Origin of the sequence: Enhygromyxa salina (assembly GCF_002994615.1) — a bacterium.
Lineage (GTDB): Bacteria > Myxococcota_A > Polyangia > Nannocystales > Nannocystaceae > Plesiocystis > Plesiocystis salina_A.
Genome location: NZ_PVNK01000017.1, coordinates 37,727 through 55,410, shown reverse-complemented (window position 1 = coordinate 55,410; position 17,684 = coordinate 37,727). Strand labels below are relative to the sequence as shown.

The 17,684-nt window shown below is 71.1% G+C and carries 13 protein-coding genes; all 13 read right to left on the bottom strand.

The window, feature by feature from the left end; translation table 11 throughout:
- The coding region (locus tag ENSA5_RS02150) for a Rossmann-fold NAD(P)-binding domain-containing protein (RefSeq protein WP_219906713.1) at positions 1-1,027 on the bottom strand (1,027 nt) is incomplete at its 3' end.
- 81 nt (positions 1,028-1,108) lie between these two features.
- Entirely contained in the window at positions 1,109-1,594 is a 486-nt protein-coding gene (locus tag ENSA5_RS02145; RefSeq protein WP_106389884.1) for a hypothetical protein, read from the bottom strand.
- Positions 1,595-1,600: 6 nt separating this feature from the next.
- The gene (locus ENSA5_RS02140; RefSeq protein WP_106389883.1) at positions 1,601-2,560 is read right to left on the bottom strand and encodes a DUF8581 family protein; all 960 of its coding nucleotides are present in this window, start codon (positions 2,558-2,560) and stop codon (positions 1,601-1,603) included.
- 11 nt (positions 2,561-2,571) lie between these two features.
- A complete protein-coding gene (locus ENSA5_RS02135; protein ID WP_106389882.1) occupies positions 2,572-2,967 on the bottom strand; it encodes a hypothetical protein in 396 nt (131 codons plus the stop codon).
- A 153-nt stretch (positions 2,968-3,120) separates the two neighbouring features.
- Positions 3,121-5,490 (bottom strand): FG-GAP repeat domain-containing protein, encoded by a 2,370-nt coding sequence (locus tag ENSA5_RS02130; protein ID WP_146155224.1) that lies wholly within the window; start codon positions 5,488-5,490, stop codon positions 3,121-3,123.
- 240 nt (positions 5,491-5,730) lie between these two features.
- Entirely contained in the window at positions 5,731-6,240 is a 510-nt protein-coding gene (locus ENSA5_RS02125) for a hypothetical protein (protein ID WP_106389880.1), read from the bottom strand.
- A gap of 330 nt (positions 6,241-6,570) precedes the next feature.
- The gene (locus ENSA5_RS02120) at positions 6,571-7,176 is read right to left on the bottom strand and encodes a glutathione S-transferase family protein (protein ID WP_181197212.1); all 606 of its coding nucleotides are present in this window, start codon (positions 7,174-7,176) and stop codon (positions 6,571-6,573) included.
- Positions 7,173-7,853, bottom strand: coding sequence for a YukJ family protein (locus tag ENSA5_RS02115; protein ID WP_106389878.1), 681 nt, complete (start codon positions 7,851-7,853; stop codon positions 7,173-7,175). Before ENSA5_RS02115 ends, ENSA5_RS02120 begins: the two co-directional genes overlap by 4 nt.
- A gap of 8 nt (positions 7,854-7,861) precedes the next feature.
- The gene (locus ENSA5_RS02110; protein ID WP_106389877.1) at positions 7,862-9,085 is read right to left on the bottom strand and encodes a JmjC domain-containing protein; all 1,224 of its coding nucleotides are present in this window, start codon (positions 9,083-9,085) and stop codon (positions 7,862-7,864) included.
- A 50-nt stretch (positions 9,086-9,135) separates the two neighbouring features.
- Complete coding sequence (locus ENSA5_RS02105) at positions 9,136-9,423, bottom strand: hypothetical protein (protein WP_106389876.1); 288 nt, start codon at positions 9,421-9,423, stop codon at positions 9,136-9,138.
- 47 nt (positions 9,424-9,470) lie between these two features.
- Positions 9,471-11,828 carry an FG-GAP repeat domain-containing protein gene (locus ENSA5_RS02100; protein WP_146155222.1) on the bottom strand — a complete coding sequence of 786 codons (2,358 nt, stop codon included), beginning with the start codon at positions 11,826-11,828 and terminating at the stop codon, positions 9,471-9,473.
- A 24-nt stretch (positions 11,829-11,852) separates the two neighbouring features.
- Entirely contained in the window at positions 11,853-15,539 is a 3,687-nt protein-coding gene (locus tag ENSA5_RS02095; protein ID WP_106389875.1) for a WD40 repeat domain-containing serine/threonine protein kinase, read from the bottom strand.
- Between the two features lie 141 nt (positions 15,540-15,680).
- Positions 15,681-17,480, bottom strand: a complete 1,800-nt coding sequence (locus ENSA5_RS02090; protein ID WP_106389874.1) for a peptidylprolyl isomerase — start codon at positions 17,478-17,480, stop codon at positions 15,681-15,683.
- Positions 17,481-17,684 lie beyond the last annotated feature (204 nt).

Below are 17,684 nucleotides of genomic sequence, written 5' to 3'. Positions count from 1 at the left end.
GGCCTTTTCGCCGAGGGCTTTGTCGCCAAAACTTGCAGTACGCCCGGTACAGCGGCGTTTTGGCTTCGCGCCCTCGGCGAAAAATCCGGCGCGAGGCGACACGATGCATTGCACCCCGGGCTGCTAGGGCGGTAGCGAGCGCCTCTTGCATCGAGGTCGGCGCGAGCCCGAGCTCGCGCTGGAGCTCGAGGTCGCGCGCGATCATCGGGTGCTCGAGGCTCTCGATCAGCGGCGCGACGAGGTCCTTGGGCGCGCCCGTGATCAGCGAGACCCACAGCCGCGAGAGCCCCGTGGTCATGAAGGGCACGGGGATCATGCGCCGGGTCTTGCCCAGCGCATGGGCCGTGGCCTCCATCATCTCGCGGTAGGAGACGGCCTCGGGGCAGCCGATGTCGTGGGCCCCGGCGAGCTCCTCGCGCCCGAGGCAGGCGTCGAGGATCCGGATGACGTCGGCGAGGGCGATCGGCTGGGTCTGCGTCGCGGTCCAGACCGGACACAGCATCAAGGGCAGCCGGACCACGAGCCGCTGCATCATCACGAAGGACGAGCCGCCGCGACCGATGACCAGGCCCGCGCGCAGGGCCGTGACCGGGACGCCGTGGTCGGCGAGGGCCCGCTCGGTCTCGAGCCGGCTCGCGAGGTGGCGAGACAGGGCCCCGCGGGCCTCGCTCGGCGGCGTCAGACCGCCGAGGTAGATGATCTGTTTGACGCCGACCTCGCTCGCGGCGCGGCCGAAGTTGTCGGCGCAGATCAGATCGAAATTCTCGAACCGGCCCTGCGTGAGCCGGTCCGAGGGCATCATCGAGTGGACCAGGTAGACCGCGCGATCGCAGCCCTCGAGGCCCCGCTCGGCGTCGGCGAGGGAGAACAGGTCCGTCGCCCGCCACTGCGCGTAGCCGCCGCCGGGCGGCCGCGCTCGGCGAGACAGCCCGACCGTGTCAAAGCGGCGAGCGAGGACCGGACCGAGCGCGGAGCCGACGTAGCCGGACGCCCCGGCCACGGCGACCCTCTCGCGGACCTCACCCACGCGAGCACTTTAGTCCTGAATCGAACGCTGCGCGCTCGAGAGCGCTGCGCCCTCTCGAGGCGAGCGCCGAGGCCAGGGGCGTCATGGTCGCGCGGTGCGGCGCAGGAGGCTGCGGACGACGGCGCGCGCGAGCACGGCGAACAGCGCGCTGGTGGCCGTCGCGGCGCTCAGCAACACGAGCTGCCGCCAGACGTCGTGGACGACCACGCTGGCCAGGTCGCCGCGGACATCCAGGGCCAGGCCGAGGCCGTAGACGAGCGAGAACCCGAGCGCGCCGCAGATCCACGCGGGCGCGCGGACCCACCGACGCAGCGCCCTCGTGTGCCGGGCGAGCTCCTCGCGGACGTGGGCGATGTGTCGCGCGCAGGTCGCCGCGAAGTCCGGATCCGCGAGCGCCTCGGCGTGGATCGACATGCAGATGTCACCGTCGAGCTGGATGAGGGTGCGAAAGGCGACCTGCTCGCCCTCGACCGGGCTCGGGGGTTCGGTGATCACGACCCCACCTTCGATCAGGTCGACGAGCAGCTCGCGGAGCTCGGCGAGGCGGGGTGGCTTGGGCGCTGGCATGGCCGATCAGCGCGCAGAGATCCTGCCGAAGACCTTGTCGACGAGCTCGATCGCGACCTGGACGAGCGCGCGCCAGTGGCTGAGGCCGGTGTCGACGCTGCGGTGGTGACAGCCGAGGACCAGCTCCTGGACGGCGGCGGTGTGCGCTTCGATCAGGTCCTCGGAGATCCGCGTGATCACGTCGCCGTCGAGCTGCACGCAAGTCTGGGCGAGCACGCTCTCGGTCCCGACCTCCCAGATCTTGCGCACCGTGCTCTGATCCTCGGGCGAGAGGTGGTGGACGGGGACGCGTTGTTGACGCTGGTCGCGGCGCAGCAGGTCGTTGCGGGTCTTGTTCAGCAGCTCTGGCCAGCTGGCGAAGCGTCGGTCGCGACCGCGCAGGAGCTGGCCCAGGCGCTCGCCGAGGCTCAGCCTGGGCGCGTGGGCCGGCGCGTAGAATTGCTGCACGCCCTGGACGATGTACTTCAGCCGCGAGCACGCGCCGACGATCCGCGTGATGAGGACCTCGTGGCCCGCGCTCAGCTTGGGATCGGCCGCGAGCGCGGCGATGCGCAGGCGCTCGAAGCTGTCCCACCCGTTGGTGACCCCCGCCATCGAGAAGCTCCAGCCCTCGGTCGTGGGCCAGGAGTTGAGGCTCGGGTCGAGCGCCGGCCACAGGTCGCCGAGGTAGTCGTAGAGGTCGGACTCCTCGCGCGGCTGCCCGCCCCCGTTGGCAGCTGCATAGCTCGCGCGGGCGTCTTCGAGGTGCTGAGGGTCCGCGCGAATCTTGGCCCAGCACTGCTCGCGCGTGGGCGTGAAGTAGGGCTCGAGATCGACGCCGAGCTTCAGCAGCGCGGTCGCGAAGTTTTCGATGATGTCGAGGAGCGCGAAGGGCAGCGAGGGCATCTTCGCCGCCGTCATGTTGGGCTTGACGATCGTGTTGACCTCGACCGTGAGCAGGTCGCTGAAGATCCCGTGGGGGTCCATGGTCGGGCCGTCTAGGACTTGGGATCTTCGAGGGCCTTGAGGTCGCCGATCGCCTTGGCCAGGCCCGCGCCGAGCTCACCGATCAGGCGAAGGTTGCGCTCGACGATCGCGTTGCTCTTGTCGACCTGATCTTGGTGATACTTGCGGACGACGTCCTTGTCTGGGGTCCAGAAGCGATCGGGGACCACGCTGTTGATGTCGCCCTCGACCAGGTTGATCGAGGTCACGATCGCGTCGCCCTTCGCCCCGTCGAGGTTGACCTGGGGCTTGCCGATGTCGCCCTTGACGTTGGCGTCGCCGACGTAGGTCACGACGCGCAGCTCGACGGCAGACTTGATGCCGCTGAGGAGCTTCTCCCACAACTTTGTTGGCGCGCTGGGCTCGGTGGTGGCTGGTGACTCGGGCATGTCGACTCCTCACCTGACTCTACCCCTTCTAGGGGCCGCGAAGCTCATACCAGCCCACCGAGCGAAGGAGCGGAGCGACGCAGCGACCGGCCGCTCGCGGCCGTGCGTGGCAGAGTCGCCAACGCCCGGGGGGGTCTAAAGCACCACCCCCGATCAGCCGATACTGGGGCACACGTCCTGCGGCCCGATGCCGTTGTTGTCCTCGATGCACTCGTTGAGCGCGCCCTCGCCCATGCCGTCGTCGTCGATCACGGCCGAGACCGAGAACGGGTTGACACCCGGCGCGGGGACGGTGAGCTCGACCTTCTCGCAGGCCCCGGCCGGGATCGCGCCGTCGGTCAACACGGTCCCGAGCAGGCCCGCCTGGTCCTCGAAGAACGCGACCTCGACCCCCGGGCCGACGCCGAGGCAGCCCTGATTGCACACGCGCACGCGCACGGTCAGATCGGGCTGACAGGGGCCGACCGCCTCGAGGTCCTGGGCGACGAGATCGGGCGCGCAGTTCTCGACGCCGCCTTGCGAGTTGCGGCGATAGGAGTTCTCGGGCTTCTCGACTGGGAACAGCCAATTGGCCTCTTCGAAGATCGGCACGCCGCCCTTCGCGTCGATGTTGGTCACGTGGTAGGTGTGCTGATTCCAGATCGGCAGGGTCGCAACCCAGTTGTCGAGGCGATCCTCGAACACCTCGATCCCGGCGTCGCCGATGTTGCCCTGGCCGCTCCAATTGTTGGTCGCGACCACGATCTCGGCCTTGAAGTCGCCGTCGACGTCGGCCACGACCGGGTACTCGCTGCGGGTCTGGGACGAGTTGATGTCGATGAACAGGACCTCGGCGTCGGTCATGATCCCGTCGCATTCGGGCCCGGGCACCATCAGGGCGCAGTCGGGCTCGACGCCCGGGTAGATGCGCAGGTACCACTCGTCGAAGTACACGACCTCCGAGCGGCCGTCGCCGTCGAAGTCGAACACCGACGAGCCCGTGCGGCTCGACGAGCCGTCCTTGGTGTCGGCCCGCCACAGCTCGGTCAGGGTGTTGAGCCCGTCGTACTGCACGACGACGTAGAAGTCGCCGCCCGCGAGGCCGATGTCGGGGAGCTCGTCGCCGTCGAAGTCGGCGATGTTGGGCGGGCCCCCGGCCCCGCCGCCGGGGATCTGGATGCTGGCCACGGTCGTGCCGTCGACCGCGTCGAGCACGTCGATCCAGCCCGAGCGCACGACGACGATCTCGGGCACGCCGTCGACGTCGAGGTCGCCGAGCCCGCAGTAGCCGTCGCCGCCGTGGTCGACGTTGGACCACAGCGTCGAGCCGGTGAAGTCGACGCCGACGGTCCCGCTGAAGTCGTAGGCCGTGCCCCCGGCGATCAGCTCGGGGCGAAAGTCGTTGTCGATGTCGGCCACGCACGAGAGCTTGCCGACGCTGCCGTTGTTGCCCTGGGCGCCGTCGCCCTCCCACAGCAGCGCGCCCTCGCTGTCGAACACCGCGCGGCCGTAGGCGATCTCGGCGTCGCCCTGGCCGTCGAAGTTGGCGATGCTGGCCCCGCCGGACTTGCCGCTGCCCGAGTAGTTGTCGGACTTCCACAGCGGGGTCCCGTCGGCCGCGAACGCGAGCAGGTTGCGGCCCTCGCCCGGGGTCACGACCTCGGGCACGCCGTCGTAGTCGAGGTCGCCGATCGCCGGGCTCGCGGCCGAGTCGGTGTGCCACGCGGGGTCGTCGATCGTCCACAGCTTGGCGCCCGTGTCCCCGCGGATCACCCGCAGGCGGCCGTTCTCGAGGTAGTTGGGCGGGGCGAAGGAGTTGAACACGATCTCGGGGATGCAGTCGCCGTCGAGGTCGCCGACGACCGGCGTCGCGACCGACTGGACCGCGGTCGGGACGTCGTCGGGCTCCGGATCGATGTGCGGCCAGGTCACCGCGCAGGTGCCCATGTCGCAGATCTCTTCGGTCTGGCAGTCCGTCGCGTCGTCGCAGGCCCGGACCTTGCGCGCGCCCCAGGTGAAGCGCGGGACCGGATCGAACACGCCGGGCTCGGGGGTGAACACGCAGGTGTTGTCGGCGAGGTCGGGCACGCAGGCGCCGAGGTCGGGATCGCAGACCTCCCCGATCGCGCAGACCGAGCGGGTGTCGGTCGCGCAGGTCGAGGGCTGGCAGTCGTCGCCCGGGGTGATGCAGCCGCCCGCGAAGCAGACCTCCCCGGCGGCGCAGCACTGGCCCGGGTCGTTGCCGCAGACTGGGTCGTCGCCGCAGTCGAGCACGCACATCGTCGTGTTGGGGTCGCAGATCTCGTCGTCGCCGCAGCAGTCGTCGCCGCAGGGGACCGCGCAGGCGTCCCCGTCGCCGTCCCCCGGATCGCCGTCGCCGTCGCCTTCACCGATGGACTCGCCGGACTCGGCGGTGGCGCCGACGGTCTCGTTGCCGACCGTGACGCCCGTGCCCTCGTCGTCGGCGACGGGCGCGTCGTCGCTGCACGCAACGGTCAGGGTCAGGAGCAGGGGGGCCAGGCCAAGCGAGCTGCGGGGGCGCACAGCGAGAGCATACGCCGAGGGCGCCGCGCCCTGCCAGGAGAGCTGCAGAGTCCCCCGAGCTGCTAGCCCTGAATCAAGCGCTGCGCGCTCGACTCAGGCCTTCTAATCTTCAAGGGGCCTTTCGAAAAGGCCCCTCGCTGCGGCGGCAAAGCCCCCTCCGCTCACCCCAAACGCTCGCCTTGCGGCTCGTACTAGCCCTAAATCATTCAGCTTTTGAAATCAGCGCTTGATTTAGGGCTGCTAGATCGCCCCGGCTCGGAGCGCGCCGCAGCTCGACATCATGCGCACGAGCTCTTGGGCGTGCTTCTTGGGCGCTTCGAGGGTCAGCAACACGCGGCCCGCCGTGACCTCCTCCTCGAGCTCGCGGACCTGCGCGCGCTTGCCCGCGGTCCCGGCGATGCCCGACAAGATCGCGCCGAAGGACCCGGCCGCGAGGGTCACGAACACGACGTCGACCGGCTTGCTGCCGAGGATCGTCGCAGGTCCGCCGATGCTGGAGAAGGCCCCGGTCATCAGCAGCCCAAGCATCACGCCGACGCCGGTCCCGACGGCCAGCCCGCCCGCGAGGGCCGAGCGCGTGGCGAAGGTCCCGGACGGGGGCAGGTCGTTGGGACGAACCTCTTCGACGTGGATCGCCGCGCTCGCGGCCTCTTCGATGTGCTCGGCGTCCAGCGCTCGCTCGTGGATCGTCTGTCGCGCGGCCTCGGCGTTTTCACGGCTTGGGAAGACCCCGTAGATTAGCCGTTGCATTGGTGTGCTCCCTGAATGTGGTGACCGTGGAATATCGCTCGGACGGTGGGGGGAATTCGCTCAGATCCCAAACGCGCACTGTACGCCAGCGTCGATCGTGCATCCGATGAAGTCGTCGCAGCTCTCCTTGGCGCACGCGTGAGAACGCTTCTTGGACTTGGGCATGGGCTTCTCCTCGCTCGGAGAGTCCGCAATACCCATGCCAGGTGAGCGCGCTTCGACGCGCCCGCCAATTCTTGCCGTTCGCAGCTTGCTCGCACGAGCCGAGAGGCGAGCGTTTGGGCGAGCGAAGGGGGCTTCGCCGCCGCAATTGAGCGCGCAGCGCCTGATTCAGGCCGAGACAGGCGGCCGGGTCGCAACCAGGCTCGGGCGCGCGGCGTGGTGCTCGGCGACCCGGACGATCGCCGCGTGGCGCTCGATCGGGTAGGTCTGGCGAAAGCGCATCCACTCGACGGCGGTACACAACGCGAGCTCCGCGAGGCCAAAGCCCGCGGCCCGCGTCAGCGACAGGCCGTCGATGCGGGCGTCGACCCAGGCCATCGCGTCGGCCGCTCGGGCGTGCTGCTTCGCAATGTAGGACGCCGCGTCGGCCGCGACGCCGTCCTTGGCCAGGTAGACGGTGTTGACGAGGGCGTCGAGGGCCCCGTCGATCACCGTCACGAGGTTGCGAGCGTCGAGATCATCGGGCTCGTGGGGCGCGAGCGGCCCCGGCCCGTGGCGGGCGATCAGCTCCTCGTTGATCACCCGGGAGTCGAAGATCGCCTGGCCGTCGAGCTCGACGGTCGGCACCTTCCACAGCGGGTTGATGGCTCGCATCGCGGCCTGACCTTCGTCGCTCGCGGCGTCGACGAGCTCGACGCTCAGCCCGAGCTCGAGCGCGACCACGCGGACGCGGCGGACGTAGGGAGATGTCAGGGTCCCGTAGAGGCGGATCACGGCGTGAGCATGCCAGGCTCCGGCTCGCTGTCCCAGCGCTGCGACGCGAACGCGACGAAGACCGCGACCCAGCGCTCGGCCAGCTTGGTCCGGCCCTGCTCGATGATCGGCGGGAACCACAGCATCAGCGCGCCGTCTTGCCAGGCGCCGTCACGTTCGTCGTGGGCGCCGACGCTGCCCTGGTTCATGTGGACCCGGTAGATCCCCGTTGAGGGGCGAAAGCCGAAGTGGGGGTCGGGCGTGTGCTGCGGGCCGAAGCGCTCGCCGAAGGCGTAGATCAGCGCGTCCTCGTCGCGCAGGGCGCGGCCGACCCACAGGTGGAGCAGCTCGTTGAAGTCCTCGTCGGGGCCGGGCACGTCCCAGGGCAGCGCGGACATGCGCGCGCGGGTCAGCATCTGCCCGCGGACATAGTCGAGGGCCGCCGCGGCGTCGGGCCGCGACGGCTGGCCGCAAAAGCCCATCGGCAGCTCGCGGAGGCGCGCGAGCACCGGGTGGGTGAAGCGGTCGTCGATCAGGTAGAGCAGCTGCGAGGGCGCGGGCGCCGAGCGGACGGCGATCGACACCCGATAGTCCTCACCGTGATCGATCGCGTGGATGTGGTAGTGCGGCGCGCGGCCCCGACCCTGGCGGCTGGCGATCGGGCGGGCCTTGAGCACCCCGTAGCGTTCGAGCGGCATGGCGCAGTCTACACTCGGCGGAGCCAGCCGAGCCCCGTGAACATCGTCAGGAGCTCGAGCAGGTCGTCCTCGAACAGCGTCGTCGCTTCGACGAGCTCGTCGACGACCACGCGCTCGCGCTCGTTGAGCCCGTCGAACAGCTCGATCGCGGCTGCGATCGAGGCGCGCTCGGGCCACTCGAAGGTCCGACCGCAGACGCCGATGATGAGCGCGTCTTCCCAGCGGGCGTAGGCGATCGGAAAGCTCGAGCGCCGCCGCAGCGTGGTCCCGCGGGTGACGAAGTCGTGGTCCTCGTCGCCGTTGGGGGGCGGGAGCGCGGCCTGGCCCCCCATGGTCTCGACCTCGAGCGCCGCGACGACCTCGGCGCGGCTGCGCGGGCAGGCCCGATCGATGACCATGCTCAGGGCCATCGACGGGCCCTCGGGCGCGAAGCCGTGGACGTGGGTCCCGGGCCAGAACACGATGTCGCCGGGCTCGAGCTCGAAGCGGTGCTCGGGCTCGGTCCGCGGGCGGACGAGGCCGTTGGCGTCTTCGACCCAGTCGGCGTCGCGGTCTTGGAGGATCAGCCCCTCCCAAAAGGACACCTGCCGCCGGCCCTCGACGACGTACTGGAACACCGCCTCCTGGTGAGGATCGACGTGAAAGCCGAAGGGGGTCCGGCGGTAGTCGCCGACGAAGGCGTTGTAGCGATAGGTCCGCGGCCCGGTCAGCGCGAGGGTCGGCCCGAGCAGGGCCTGGAGGCGATCGAGGGCGTCGAAGCACGCGCACTCGAGGCCCGGGGCCTGCATCCCGAACTCGCCACCGAGGGCCGCGTGAGTCTCGCGGACCCAGTCGGCGAAGCTCGCGTGGTCCGGGCGCGGCAAGAAGGGCGCGGGCTCGAGCAGCATCGCGCCGCCTCGATACATCTCGGCCGGGCGGCCCGGGTCACGCGCTTCGCCGGCGCTCGGCAGCTCGTCGACGTCGAGCCCCCAGCCGCGCTTGAGCGCGTGGATCTTGGCCAGCGAGGTGCTCGCGCGGGCCTGGGGGTGGGCGCGCTTGATCCACTCGAACACCTCGGCGGTCTCGAACAGCGGCCCGGCCCCACGGAGCACGGCGGGGCTGCCGTCCTCGAACAGCGCGCGGAGTTGTTCGGCCGTGCGGGCGAGCCGCGAGGCGAGGTCGTCGGAGTCGGTCACGGCCTCGGTCTCGCAGCTTTGCGCGGCGCCGTAAAGTGAGCCCTCGACGTAGGCCAATTGCGAGGCGGTCTCGAGCCAGTCGCGAGGGCTTCGAAGAGCCCAACCCGCTACCAGCCGCGAGGCTGCTGGTGGGTCCCGACCTTGTTGACGATCACTTCTTCGGTATCGCTATTGAGCGTGAACCACACGCGGTGGCTCTGAGACATGCGGATCGTGCCCTTGGTCCCGGCGCCGTTGTAGAGCTCGTAGTTCGCGTCGCCTACCTCCTCCGCCGCGTCCTTGGGGTGGATGCCGCGGTCGCGGATCGCTCGACGCCACGCGTAGTAGGTCGAAGCGCAAGTCCGCGGCAGGTTGGGGGTTGGGGTAGCGTGAAGGTCGTCGATGGTCCACGGCATGATGGGGCGACGCTACCGCAAATGCGCGCGTGTCGCCATCGCGGAGCTCAGCCGATGTTTGGGCACAGCTCGACGGGCCCGAGCGCGTTGTTGTCTTCGATGCACTCGTTGAAGGCCCCGCTGCTCATGCCGTCGTCGTCGACCGACACCGTCACATTGTAGGGCGCGGCCCCGGGCGCGGGCACGGTCAGCTGGACCTTCACGCACCCGCCCGCGGGGATGGCCTGGGCGGTCGGGACCGTCCCGAGCAGGCCGGCGTCGGCCTCGGTGAAGCTCACGTCGACCCCAGGCCCGACGCCGAGGCAGCCCTGGTTGCAGACCCGCGCGGACACGGTCACGTCGTCGCGGCAGATGCCGATGGTCTCGAGATCCTGGGCGACGAGATCGGGGGCGCAGTTCTCGACCGCGCCCTGGCTGTTGCGGCGGTACGAGTTGTGGGGATCGCCGGCCGGGAAGTCCCAGTTGTCTTCTTCGATGATCGGGATGCCGCCGGCCGCGTCGACGTTGGTCACGTGATAGGTGTGCTGGTTCCAGATCGGAAGGGTCGCAACCCAGTTGTCGAGGCGATCCTCGAACACCTCGATCCCGGCGTCGCCGATGTTGCCCTGATCGAAGTTGTTGTTGGTCGAGACCACGATCTCGGCCTTGAAGTCGCCGTCGACGTCGGCGATGACCGGATACTCGACGCGCGTCCCCGACGAGGTGATGTCGATGAACAGGATCTCGGCGTCGGTCATGTCCTGATCGCAGCCGGGGCCGTCGGGGTCGAGCTGGCAGTCGGGCTCGACCCCGGGGTAGATCCGCAGATACCACTCGTCGGCGTAGATGACCTCGCTGCGGCCGTCGCCGTCGAAGTCGAACACCGACGAGCCCGTGCGGTTGGACGAGACGTCCTTGGTCACGGCGTCCCACAGCTTGGTCAGGGTGTTGACGCCGTCGAACTGCACGACGACGTAGCGCGCGCCCCCGGCGAGGCCGATGTCGGGGAAGCCGTCGCCGTCGAAGTCGGCGATGTTCGGCGGCCCGCCCATGCCGCCGCCGGGGATCGGGAACTGGGCCAGGAGCGCGCCGCTCGGGCCGTCGAGCACGTCGATCGAGCCGCCGCGGACGACGACGACCTCGGGCACGCCGTCGAGCTGGAAGTCGGCCACGCCGCAGTAGCCGTCGGCGCCGGTCTGCCACATGGTGCTGCCCATGAAGTCGACGCCGACCGTGCCCGTGAAGGTGTAGGCCGTGCCGCCGCCGATGAGCTCGGGCCGCAGATCGCCGTCGAGGTCGGCGACGCACGAGAGCGTGGCGTAGTTGGGGTTGGTCCCGATCCCGCCGTCCCCGGCCCACACGAAGCTGCCGTCGCTGGCGTAGATCTCCCGACCGAAGGCGATCTCGGCGTCGCCCTGGATGTCGAAGTTGGCCAGCGAGGGCGCGCCCGAGGTGAAGCTGTAGCCGACGGGATCGGCCGTCGCCCAGACCGGGTTGCCCTGGTGGTCGATCAGCTGGAGCCGGCTGTCGCCGCCGACGTTGATGATCTCGAGGTCGCCGTCGTAGTCGATGTCGCCGATCGCCGGGATCGCGGTGCCGTCGCTGCGCCACGCCGGGTCGCCGAGGGTCCAGACCGGCTCCCCGGTGTCGCCCCGGAGCGCGCGGAGGATCCCGTTGGTCGTCCAGGACGCCGGCTCGTAGCTGTTGAACACGATCTCGGGGATGCAGTCGCCGTCGAGGTCCGCGACCATCGGCGGGGCCATGGCCTGGTGGAAGGCCGGGTAGTCGTCGTCGCCCGGGACGTGGTGGGGCCAGGTGACCTCGCAGTTGCTGTCGACGCAGGCCTCCTCCTTTTGGCAGTCGGAGTCGTCCATGCACGCGCGGGGCTTGCGGACGCCCCAGGACCAGCGCGGGACCGGATCGAACACGCCCGGCTCGGGCGCGTAGGTGCAGGTCTCGTCGGCGAGGTCGGGCACGCACTGGCCGAGCTCGGCGTCGCAGATCTCGCCCTCGCCACAGTCGGACTCGGTCTGGGTCGCGCAGCTCAGGACCGAGCAGGGCCCGCCCGGGACCACGCACTGGCCGACGTAGCAGATCTCGTCGCCGCCGCAGCAGGTCTCGGGGTCGATCCCGCACGGCTCGGCGTCGCCGCAGTCGAGCACGCAGGTCAGGGTGTCCTCGTCGCAGGCCTCGCCCTCGGTGCAGCAGTCGTCGCCGCAGGGGGTCGAGCAGCTGTCGCCGTCGCCGTCGCCGGGGTCGCCGTCACCGTCGCCGACGCTCGTCGACGTCTCGTCGCCCGTGCTGGTGTCGCCGAGGGTCGCGACGCCGCTGTCGGTGCTCGGCGCGTCGTCGCCGTCGGCCCCGCTGTCGCCACAGGCGAAGAGGAGGGTTGCGGTGCTGGTCAGGATCAGGGTGCGGGTTCGCATGGCTTGGGTCCTCGAGGCAGATTCTCACGGCGTGGAGAGGGAGAGGTTGTGGCAGGCGGAGCTGGCCGCGGTCGCGGCCTCGGGCGACTGTCCGACGAGCTGCATGCGCTGCTCGGGGCTGAGGCACAGCGTCGACTCGTGCGCGAGGCGCTCGCGGAGGCTGTCGACGTCGAGATCTGTGCCGAGGTACCACAGCGGCAGGTCGGCCCCGAGGCCGCCGACGGCGACGCGGCGGCCCTCGTCGACGAAGGCCAGCGCGCTCAGCGGGAACCCGGCGTCGAGCTCGATCGCTTCGCCGCCCTCGCGCGGCCAGATGCGGAGGCTGCCGTCGAAGGACACCGCGCCGATCCAGCGACCGTCGGGGCTGAACTCGACGTCGCGGATCTCCCCGGACGCGCCCGTCAGCAGCGTCGGCGTGCGCGGGTCGTCGAGGTCCCACAGATAGGCGTTGGTGTCGCTGCACGCGGTGGCCAGCCAGCGGCCGCTGGGGTCGAAGCTCGACGCGTTGACGAAATAACCGTGGTCGAGGGCCAGGGGCTCGGCGTCGGGCTCGGCGAGGTTCCAGACCCGGGCGGTATCGTCGGTGCCGGCCGACACGAGCAGGCGGCTGTCGGGCGAGAAGCGGAGGCTGTAGACCCGCGAGGTGTGACCCGCGAGGACCGTCGGCGCCGGGGGCTCTTGGCCGGCCTCGGCGGACAGCAGCGCCGCGCGGTCCCAGACATTGACGATCCCGTCGCGACCGCCTGACGCCAGCTTGGTCTGGTCGGGCGAGAATTGGACCGGCGTGAAGGCCGTGGCGCCGCTTTGGTGGTGGCCGAGGCGGAGGGGATCGGGCGAGGCGCGGGCAGGGTCGGAGCCGAGCTGCCAGAGCAGCACGGCGCCGTCGGATGAGCCGGCGGCCAGGAGCTGCCCGGCGCCGTCGAGATCGAGCGCGCTCGGGATCTCGCCGTCGGTCCGCAGGGTCGCCAGGGGGCGCTGCGGATCGAGCACCCAGGTCCCGGAGATCCGCCACAGCCGCACGTGGTTGGGGGTCTCGTCGGCGCTCGCGAGCAGGCGGGGGTGGTCGTCGAGGCTCAGGGCCACGCGGCCGCGATGTCCGTCGAGGACCGCCGGGCCGGCGGTCACGGCCATCGTGGGCCCGGGGTCGAGCACCGGCCAGACCCGCACGGTCCCGTCGTGGGCGCCGCTGACGAGGACCTGACCGCGCTGCTCGATCACGGTGACGTGGTCGCGGTGGCCTCGCAGGAGGCGGCCGGTCGTGTGCCAGTCGGTGCTCCACACCCGGACCGTGCCGTCGTAGGAGCCCGAGTACAGCTGGCGCCCGTCGGACGAAAAGCGGACCCGGAACACGTCCGAGGTGTGGCCGGTGAGCGAGAGCGGCGGTCCGCCGTCGAGGGTCTGGACCTGGACATCGCCGCCGCCGAGACCGAGCGCGAGCAGTCGCCCGTCAGGGCTGAGCTCCGGGCTCCAGACCACGCCCTCGTCCGACGCGAACACCTGCGGCGGGCCCCGGAGCTCGCCGGCCTCGTCGAGGGTCCAGGCCTTGGCCGTGCGATCGCGCGAGGCCGTGACCAGGGTCAGACCGAGGATCGAGGGCCGGATGCGAAAGACGTCGGCGTCGTGGTTCAAGACCGCGTAGGCCTGGACCGGGCCGGGGTCGTCGCGCTCGAAGCGAAACAGGCGCGCGCTGCCGTCGGCCGAGGCCGTTGCGATCACGCCGAGCTGGTCGATGAAGTGGACGTCGCCGACGCTGGCGGTGTGGCCCTCGAGCAGGACCGGCGGGCGCTCGGGCTCGTCGACCGACCACACGGCGACGGTGCCGTCGGACCCCGCGCTGACGACGAAGCGGCCGTCGGCCGAGAACTCGGCCCACCAGATGATGTGCTGGCCCTGCTCCCACACGATCGGCGCCTCGTCGGGCCGGTCGAGGGGCCAGACCCGGACCGTGCCGTCGCGCGAGGCGGTGACGACCCTGGTCCCGTCGAGGGAGAACTGCGCCGACCACAGCATGTCGGTGTGGCCCCGCAAGACCAGGGGCTCGGGCGCCGGGTCCCCGGGCTGCGCGGGCAGGTCCCAGACCGCGGCGGTGCGATCGCGCGAGGCCGTGACCACGCGCGTGGACCCGCTGTCGAAGCTGACCGAGATCACGCTGTCGTCGTGGCGCAGGACCGTCGCGGGCCCGCCCTCGCGCGGCCACAGCCGCGCGGTCCCGTCGAAGCTCGACGAGGCGAACCACGCTCCGCTGCGGGCGGCGTCGAGGTAGGTGATGCGATCGCTGTGGTCCCGGAGCACGCCCTCGGTCAGGGGGTGCTGGAGCGCGTTGACCGTCGCCGAGCGCCAGCCTGGCGTCGCGGCCGGGTGCTCGACGTCTCGGAGCAGGGCCGCGGCCACGTCGGGCTCGCCGTCGAGGCCGCGGGCGGCGAGGACCCGGGCGGTGTCCCGAGCCCGGACCGCGCTGGCCTTGGCCTCGAGCAGGGCCTGATCGCGGGCGGCCTCGGCCCGGGCCTCGCGGGCCTGAGCCTCGGCCTTCGCGCGCTGCGCCTCGACCCGCGCGGCCTCGGCCAGGTCCGCGCTGCGCATCTGGCCCCGGGCGTACCAGCCCGACGCGGCGATCGCCGCGACCACCAGCGAGGTCGAGGCGAGCAGCTGCAGCCGTCGTCGTCGGCGTCGCGCGGGGTCGCGGCCGAGCGCGTCGAGCAGCGCCGCCATCGAGGGCCAGCGCGCGTCGGGGTCGACCTCGAGCCCGCGCATCACGATCTCGCGGACCCAGCCCGGGACCTCGGCGTGGGCGGGCGGCGGGCGGGTGTCGCCGCTGAGGACCGCGCACATCAGCGTCGCGGGCGTGTCGCCCGAAAAGGGCCGCTCGCGGTAGAGCGCCTCGTAGAGGGCGACGCAGAAGCTGAACTGATCGCTGCGCGCGTCGACGGCCCCGCGCTGGAACTGCTCGGGCGACATGTACGCGGGCGTGCCGACGAGGGCGCCGGTCATGGTCAGCGGCGTCGACATGGGATCGTCGAGCCCGCCTCGGTCGCTGGGCCCGTCGGGCCTCGGGTCGTCGGTCGCTTTCGGCTCGACCGGGGCCGGAGCGTCGCGGGCAGCGGCGGCCTCGGCCGGGGCCCGGGCGATGCCGAAGTCGAGCACCCGCACGCGCCCGTCGTCGCCGACGATCGCGTTGGCGGGCTTGAAGTCGCGGTGGACGATGTGCGCGTCGTGGGCCGCCGCGAGCCCGCGGCCGACGTCGACGTACTTGTCGACGATCGCCCGCCAGCGCCCGGGGCCGGGCTCGAGCTCGCGCGCCCACTCGGCCAGGGTCGGGCCGGTGACGAACTCCATGGCCACGAACACCTGGCCCTCGTGCTCGCCGACCTCGTAGACCTGGACGACGTTGGGGTGCGAGAGCCGAGCCATGGCCTGGGCCTCGCGCCGGACCCGGGCTCGGGTGTCAGCCCGGGCTCGGGCGAGGTGGACGAGCTTGATCGCGAGGCGCCGGTCGAGCTCGTTGTCGTAGGCCGCGTAGACCACCCCCATCCCGCCCTGGCCGACGCGACGCAGGACCACGAAGCGAGCGATGTGGACGGGATCCTCGTCGAGCCTGACCTCGGCCGAGCTCGCGCCCGTGCTCAGCAGGGTCTCGAGCCCCGACGCGGGCTGGCCAGCGTCGATCGAGAGACCGCCGCTGTCGTCCGTGCCGTCGAGCGTACCCTCGTCCACCGATCCCTCCGCAGGGCGGTGGTTATACAACGCCGATGACGCCTGGCCCCGCTGTCCTCGGTCGCGTGAGTCCGAAGCGCCCGGGCCGGGGATGAGCGAGGTCGAGGCCCCGCGCGTTCGCGCGCGCGGGGACTGCGGGGGTCACCCGCCGGCGTTGGTGCGGCCGCGCATCAGCATCGCGAGCTGGAGCAGCCCGCCGCGGTCACCGACGCGATCGCACACGTGGTAGGGCGGGACCAGCGGGACGCCGTTCGCGTCCTTGGGCGTCTCGCCGCCGTAGCTCATCAGCGCCTTGACCTGCTTGTCGTTGACGCGGATGTCGACGCGGGCCTTGCCGAGGTAGCACTGGTACTTGGTGAACCCGCTGATGACCCCGTTGGCCCGCTGGATCGTGAGCTCGCGGTAGAGCTCGCTGCGGGCCTCGGCGAAGCCCTCGCGGGTCGCGATCTGGCGCTCGTCGACCGCGGCGATCAGGAAGCCGCCGGGCACGTCGAAGACCTCGTCGATGATTGGGGCCTCGGGCTCGGCGTCCCAGGCCTGGCGGGTCAGGGTCGGCTGGCTGCCGATGCCGGGGATCGCCTGGCCGCGGTTGAACAGCCCGGTCTCCTCGACCTTGTGCTCGGGCCCGGCGAGGGGCGCGGGCGCGTCGTAGTCTTCGATGTTCTCGCCCGGTCCGCTCGGGCCGCCGAGGGCGGGCTTGGTCGGGCTGAACAGCTCGTCGAGATCGGCGCCCTCCTTGACCGCGAGCAGGGCCTCGTCGGCGGCGCGCTTGGCCAGCTCACGGCCGCGGGCGTCGCGGACCGCGTCGGTCGCGAGCTCGCGCTTGGCGATCTCCTCGGGCACGTCGCCCTCGCGGTGGCCGGCGACCAGGACCAGGTACAGGCCGTCCTCGCCGACGAGGACCTCGGACAGCTGGCCGTCCTCGAGGGTCCGCGCGGTCTCGTCGATGATCGGCTCGAGCCCGCTGCCGGACTCGGTGACCTGGGCCCAGCCGTAGCGTCCGCCGGTCCGCGCCGTGCCCGGGTCGCGCGAGAGCTCACGGGCGACGGCCGCGAAGGACTCGCCGCCCTCGGTGATCCGCGCGCGGGCGGCGGTCGCGGCGGCGCGGGCGGCCTCGAGCTTGGCCTCGTACTCGGCGACCATCTGCGCGGGCGCACCCTCAGGTGGCGCGACGGGCTTGGTGAACTGGATCAGGCGCAGATCGACCTGGGCCGGGAGCTTCAAGAAGCGGGCTTGGTTGATCTCCCACGACTCCTGCAGCGCGTCGGCGTTGTTGAGCACGTAGGCGTCGATCTCGTCGTCGCTCGGATCGACGAGGTCCGCGAAGTCCCCGATCCCAAACCGGACGTAGCGCAGCGAGAGCTGGTTGTTGTCCTTCTCGTACTTGGTCCACAGCTCGGCCTCGGGGATCGTGACCGAGGCCGCGATCAGATCGCGGACCTGACGGGCGAGCAGCTCCTGGCGCTGGATCTCGAGGTAGCGCTTCTCGGTCACGTTGAAGGACGCCAACCCGCGCTTGAACATCTCGTAGTCGAAGCGCCCCTTGTCGGCCCACGGCCACGGGCGATCTTGATCGAGGACCAGCAAGAAGCCCTGCTTGGTCAGGAGCTCGGCGTCGCGGGTCTCGACCGCGAGCCCGAGCTCCTCGCCGACGTGGGCGAGGACGAGGCGCTCGATCACAGCCTCGAGCACCTCTTCGCGCACGCCCATCGTCTGGGCCTCCTCGCCCTCGGGCAGCGGGATGACCCAGGAGATCGCGCGCTGCTGGTAGACGAAGTCTTCCTTGGAGACGTTCTCGCCGTGGACCTTGAGCAGGCCCGACTCGCCAAAGGAGAGCTGGTCCGAGGGCAGCCCGAAGGTCAGACCGAAGGCCAGGGCGAGGACGCCGAGGATCAACCAGACGACGAGGTTGCCGCCCTTTCCGCGCTCGATGCCAAGCATGAGTGCCGGGGACCTTAGCCCAGTCTGCCACGTCCGCGAACCCGGTCGGCGCTCGCATTCGCAACCATCCGCCAAGATCGACGAAGATCGGGGCAAAATAGCGCTGGTGGCGCAATTGACTGGCGCCGAGTGCCCGGATCGGGCCCGCGCGGGCCCCTTGCCGGCCGCGACAGACACGTGTATTTCAGGACGGTTGCGAGCTCC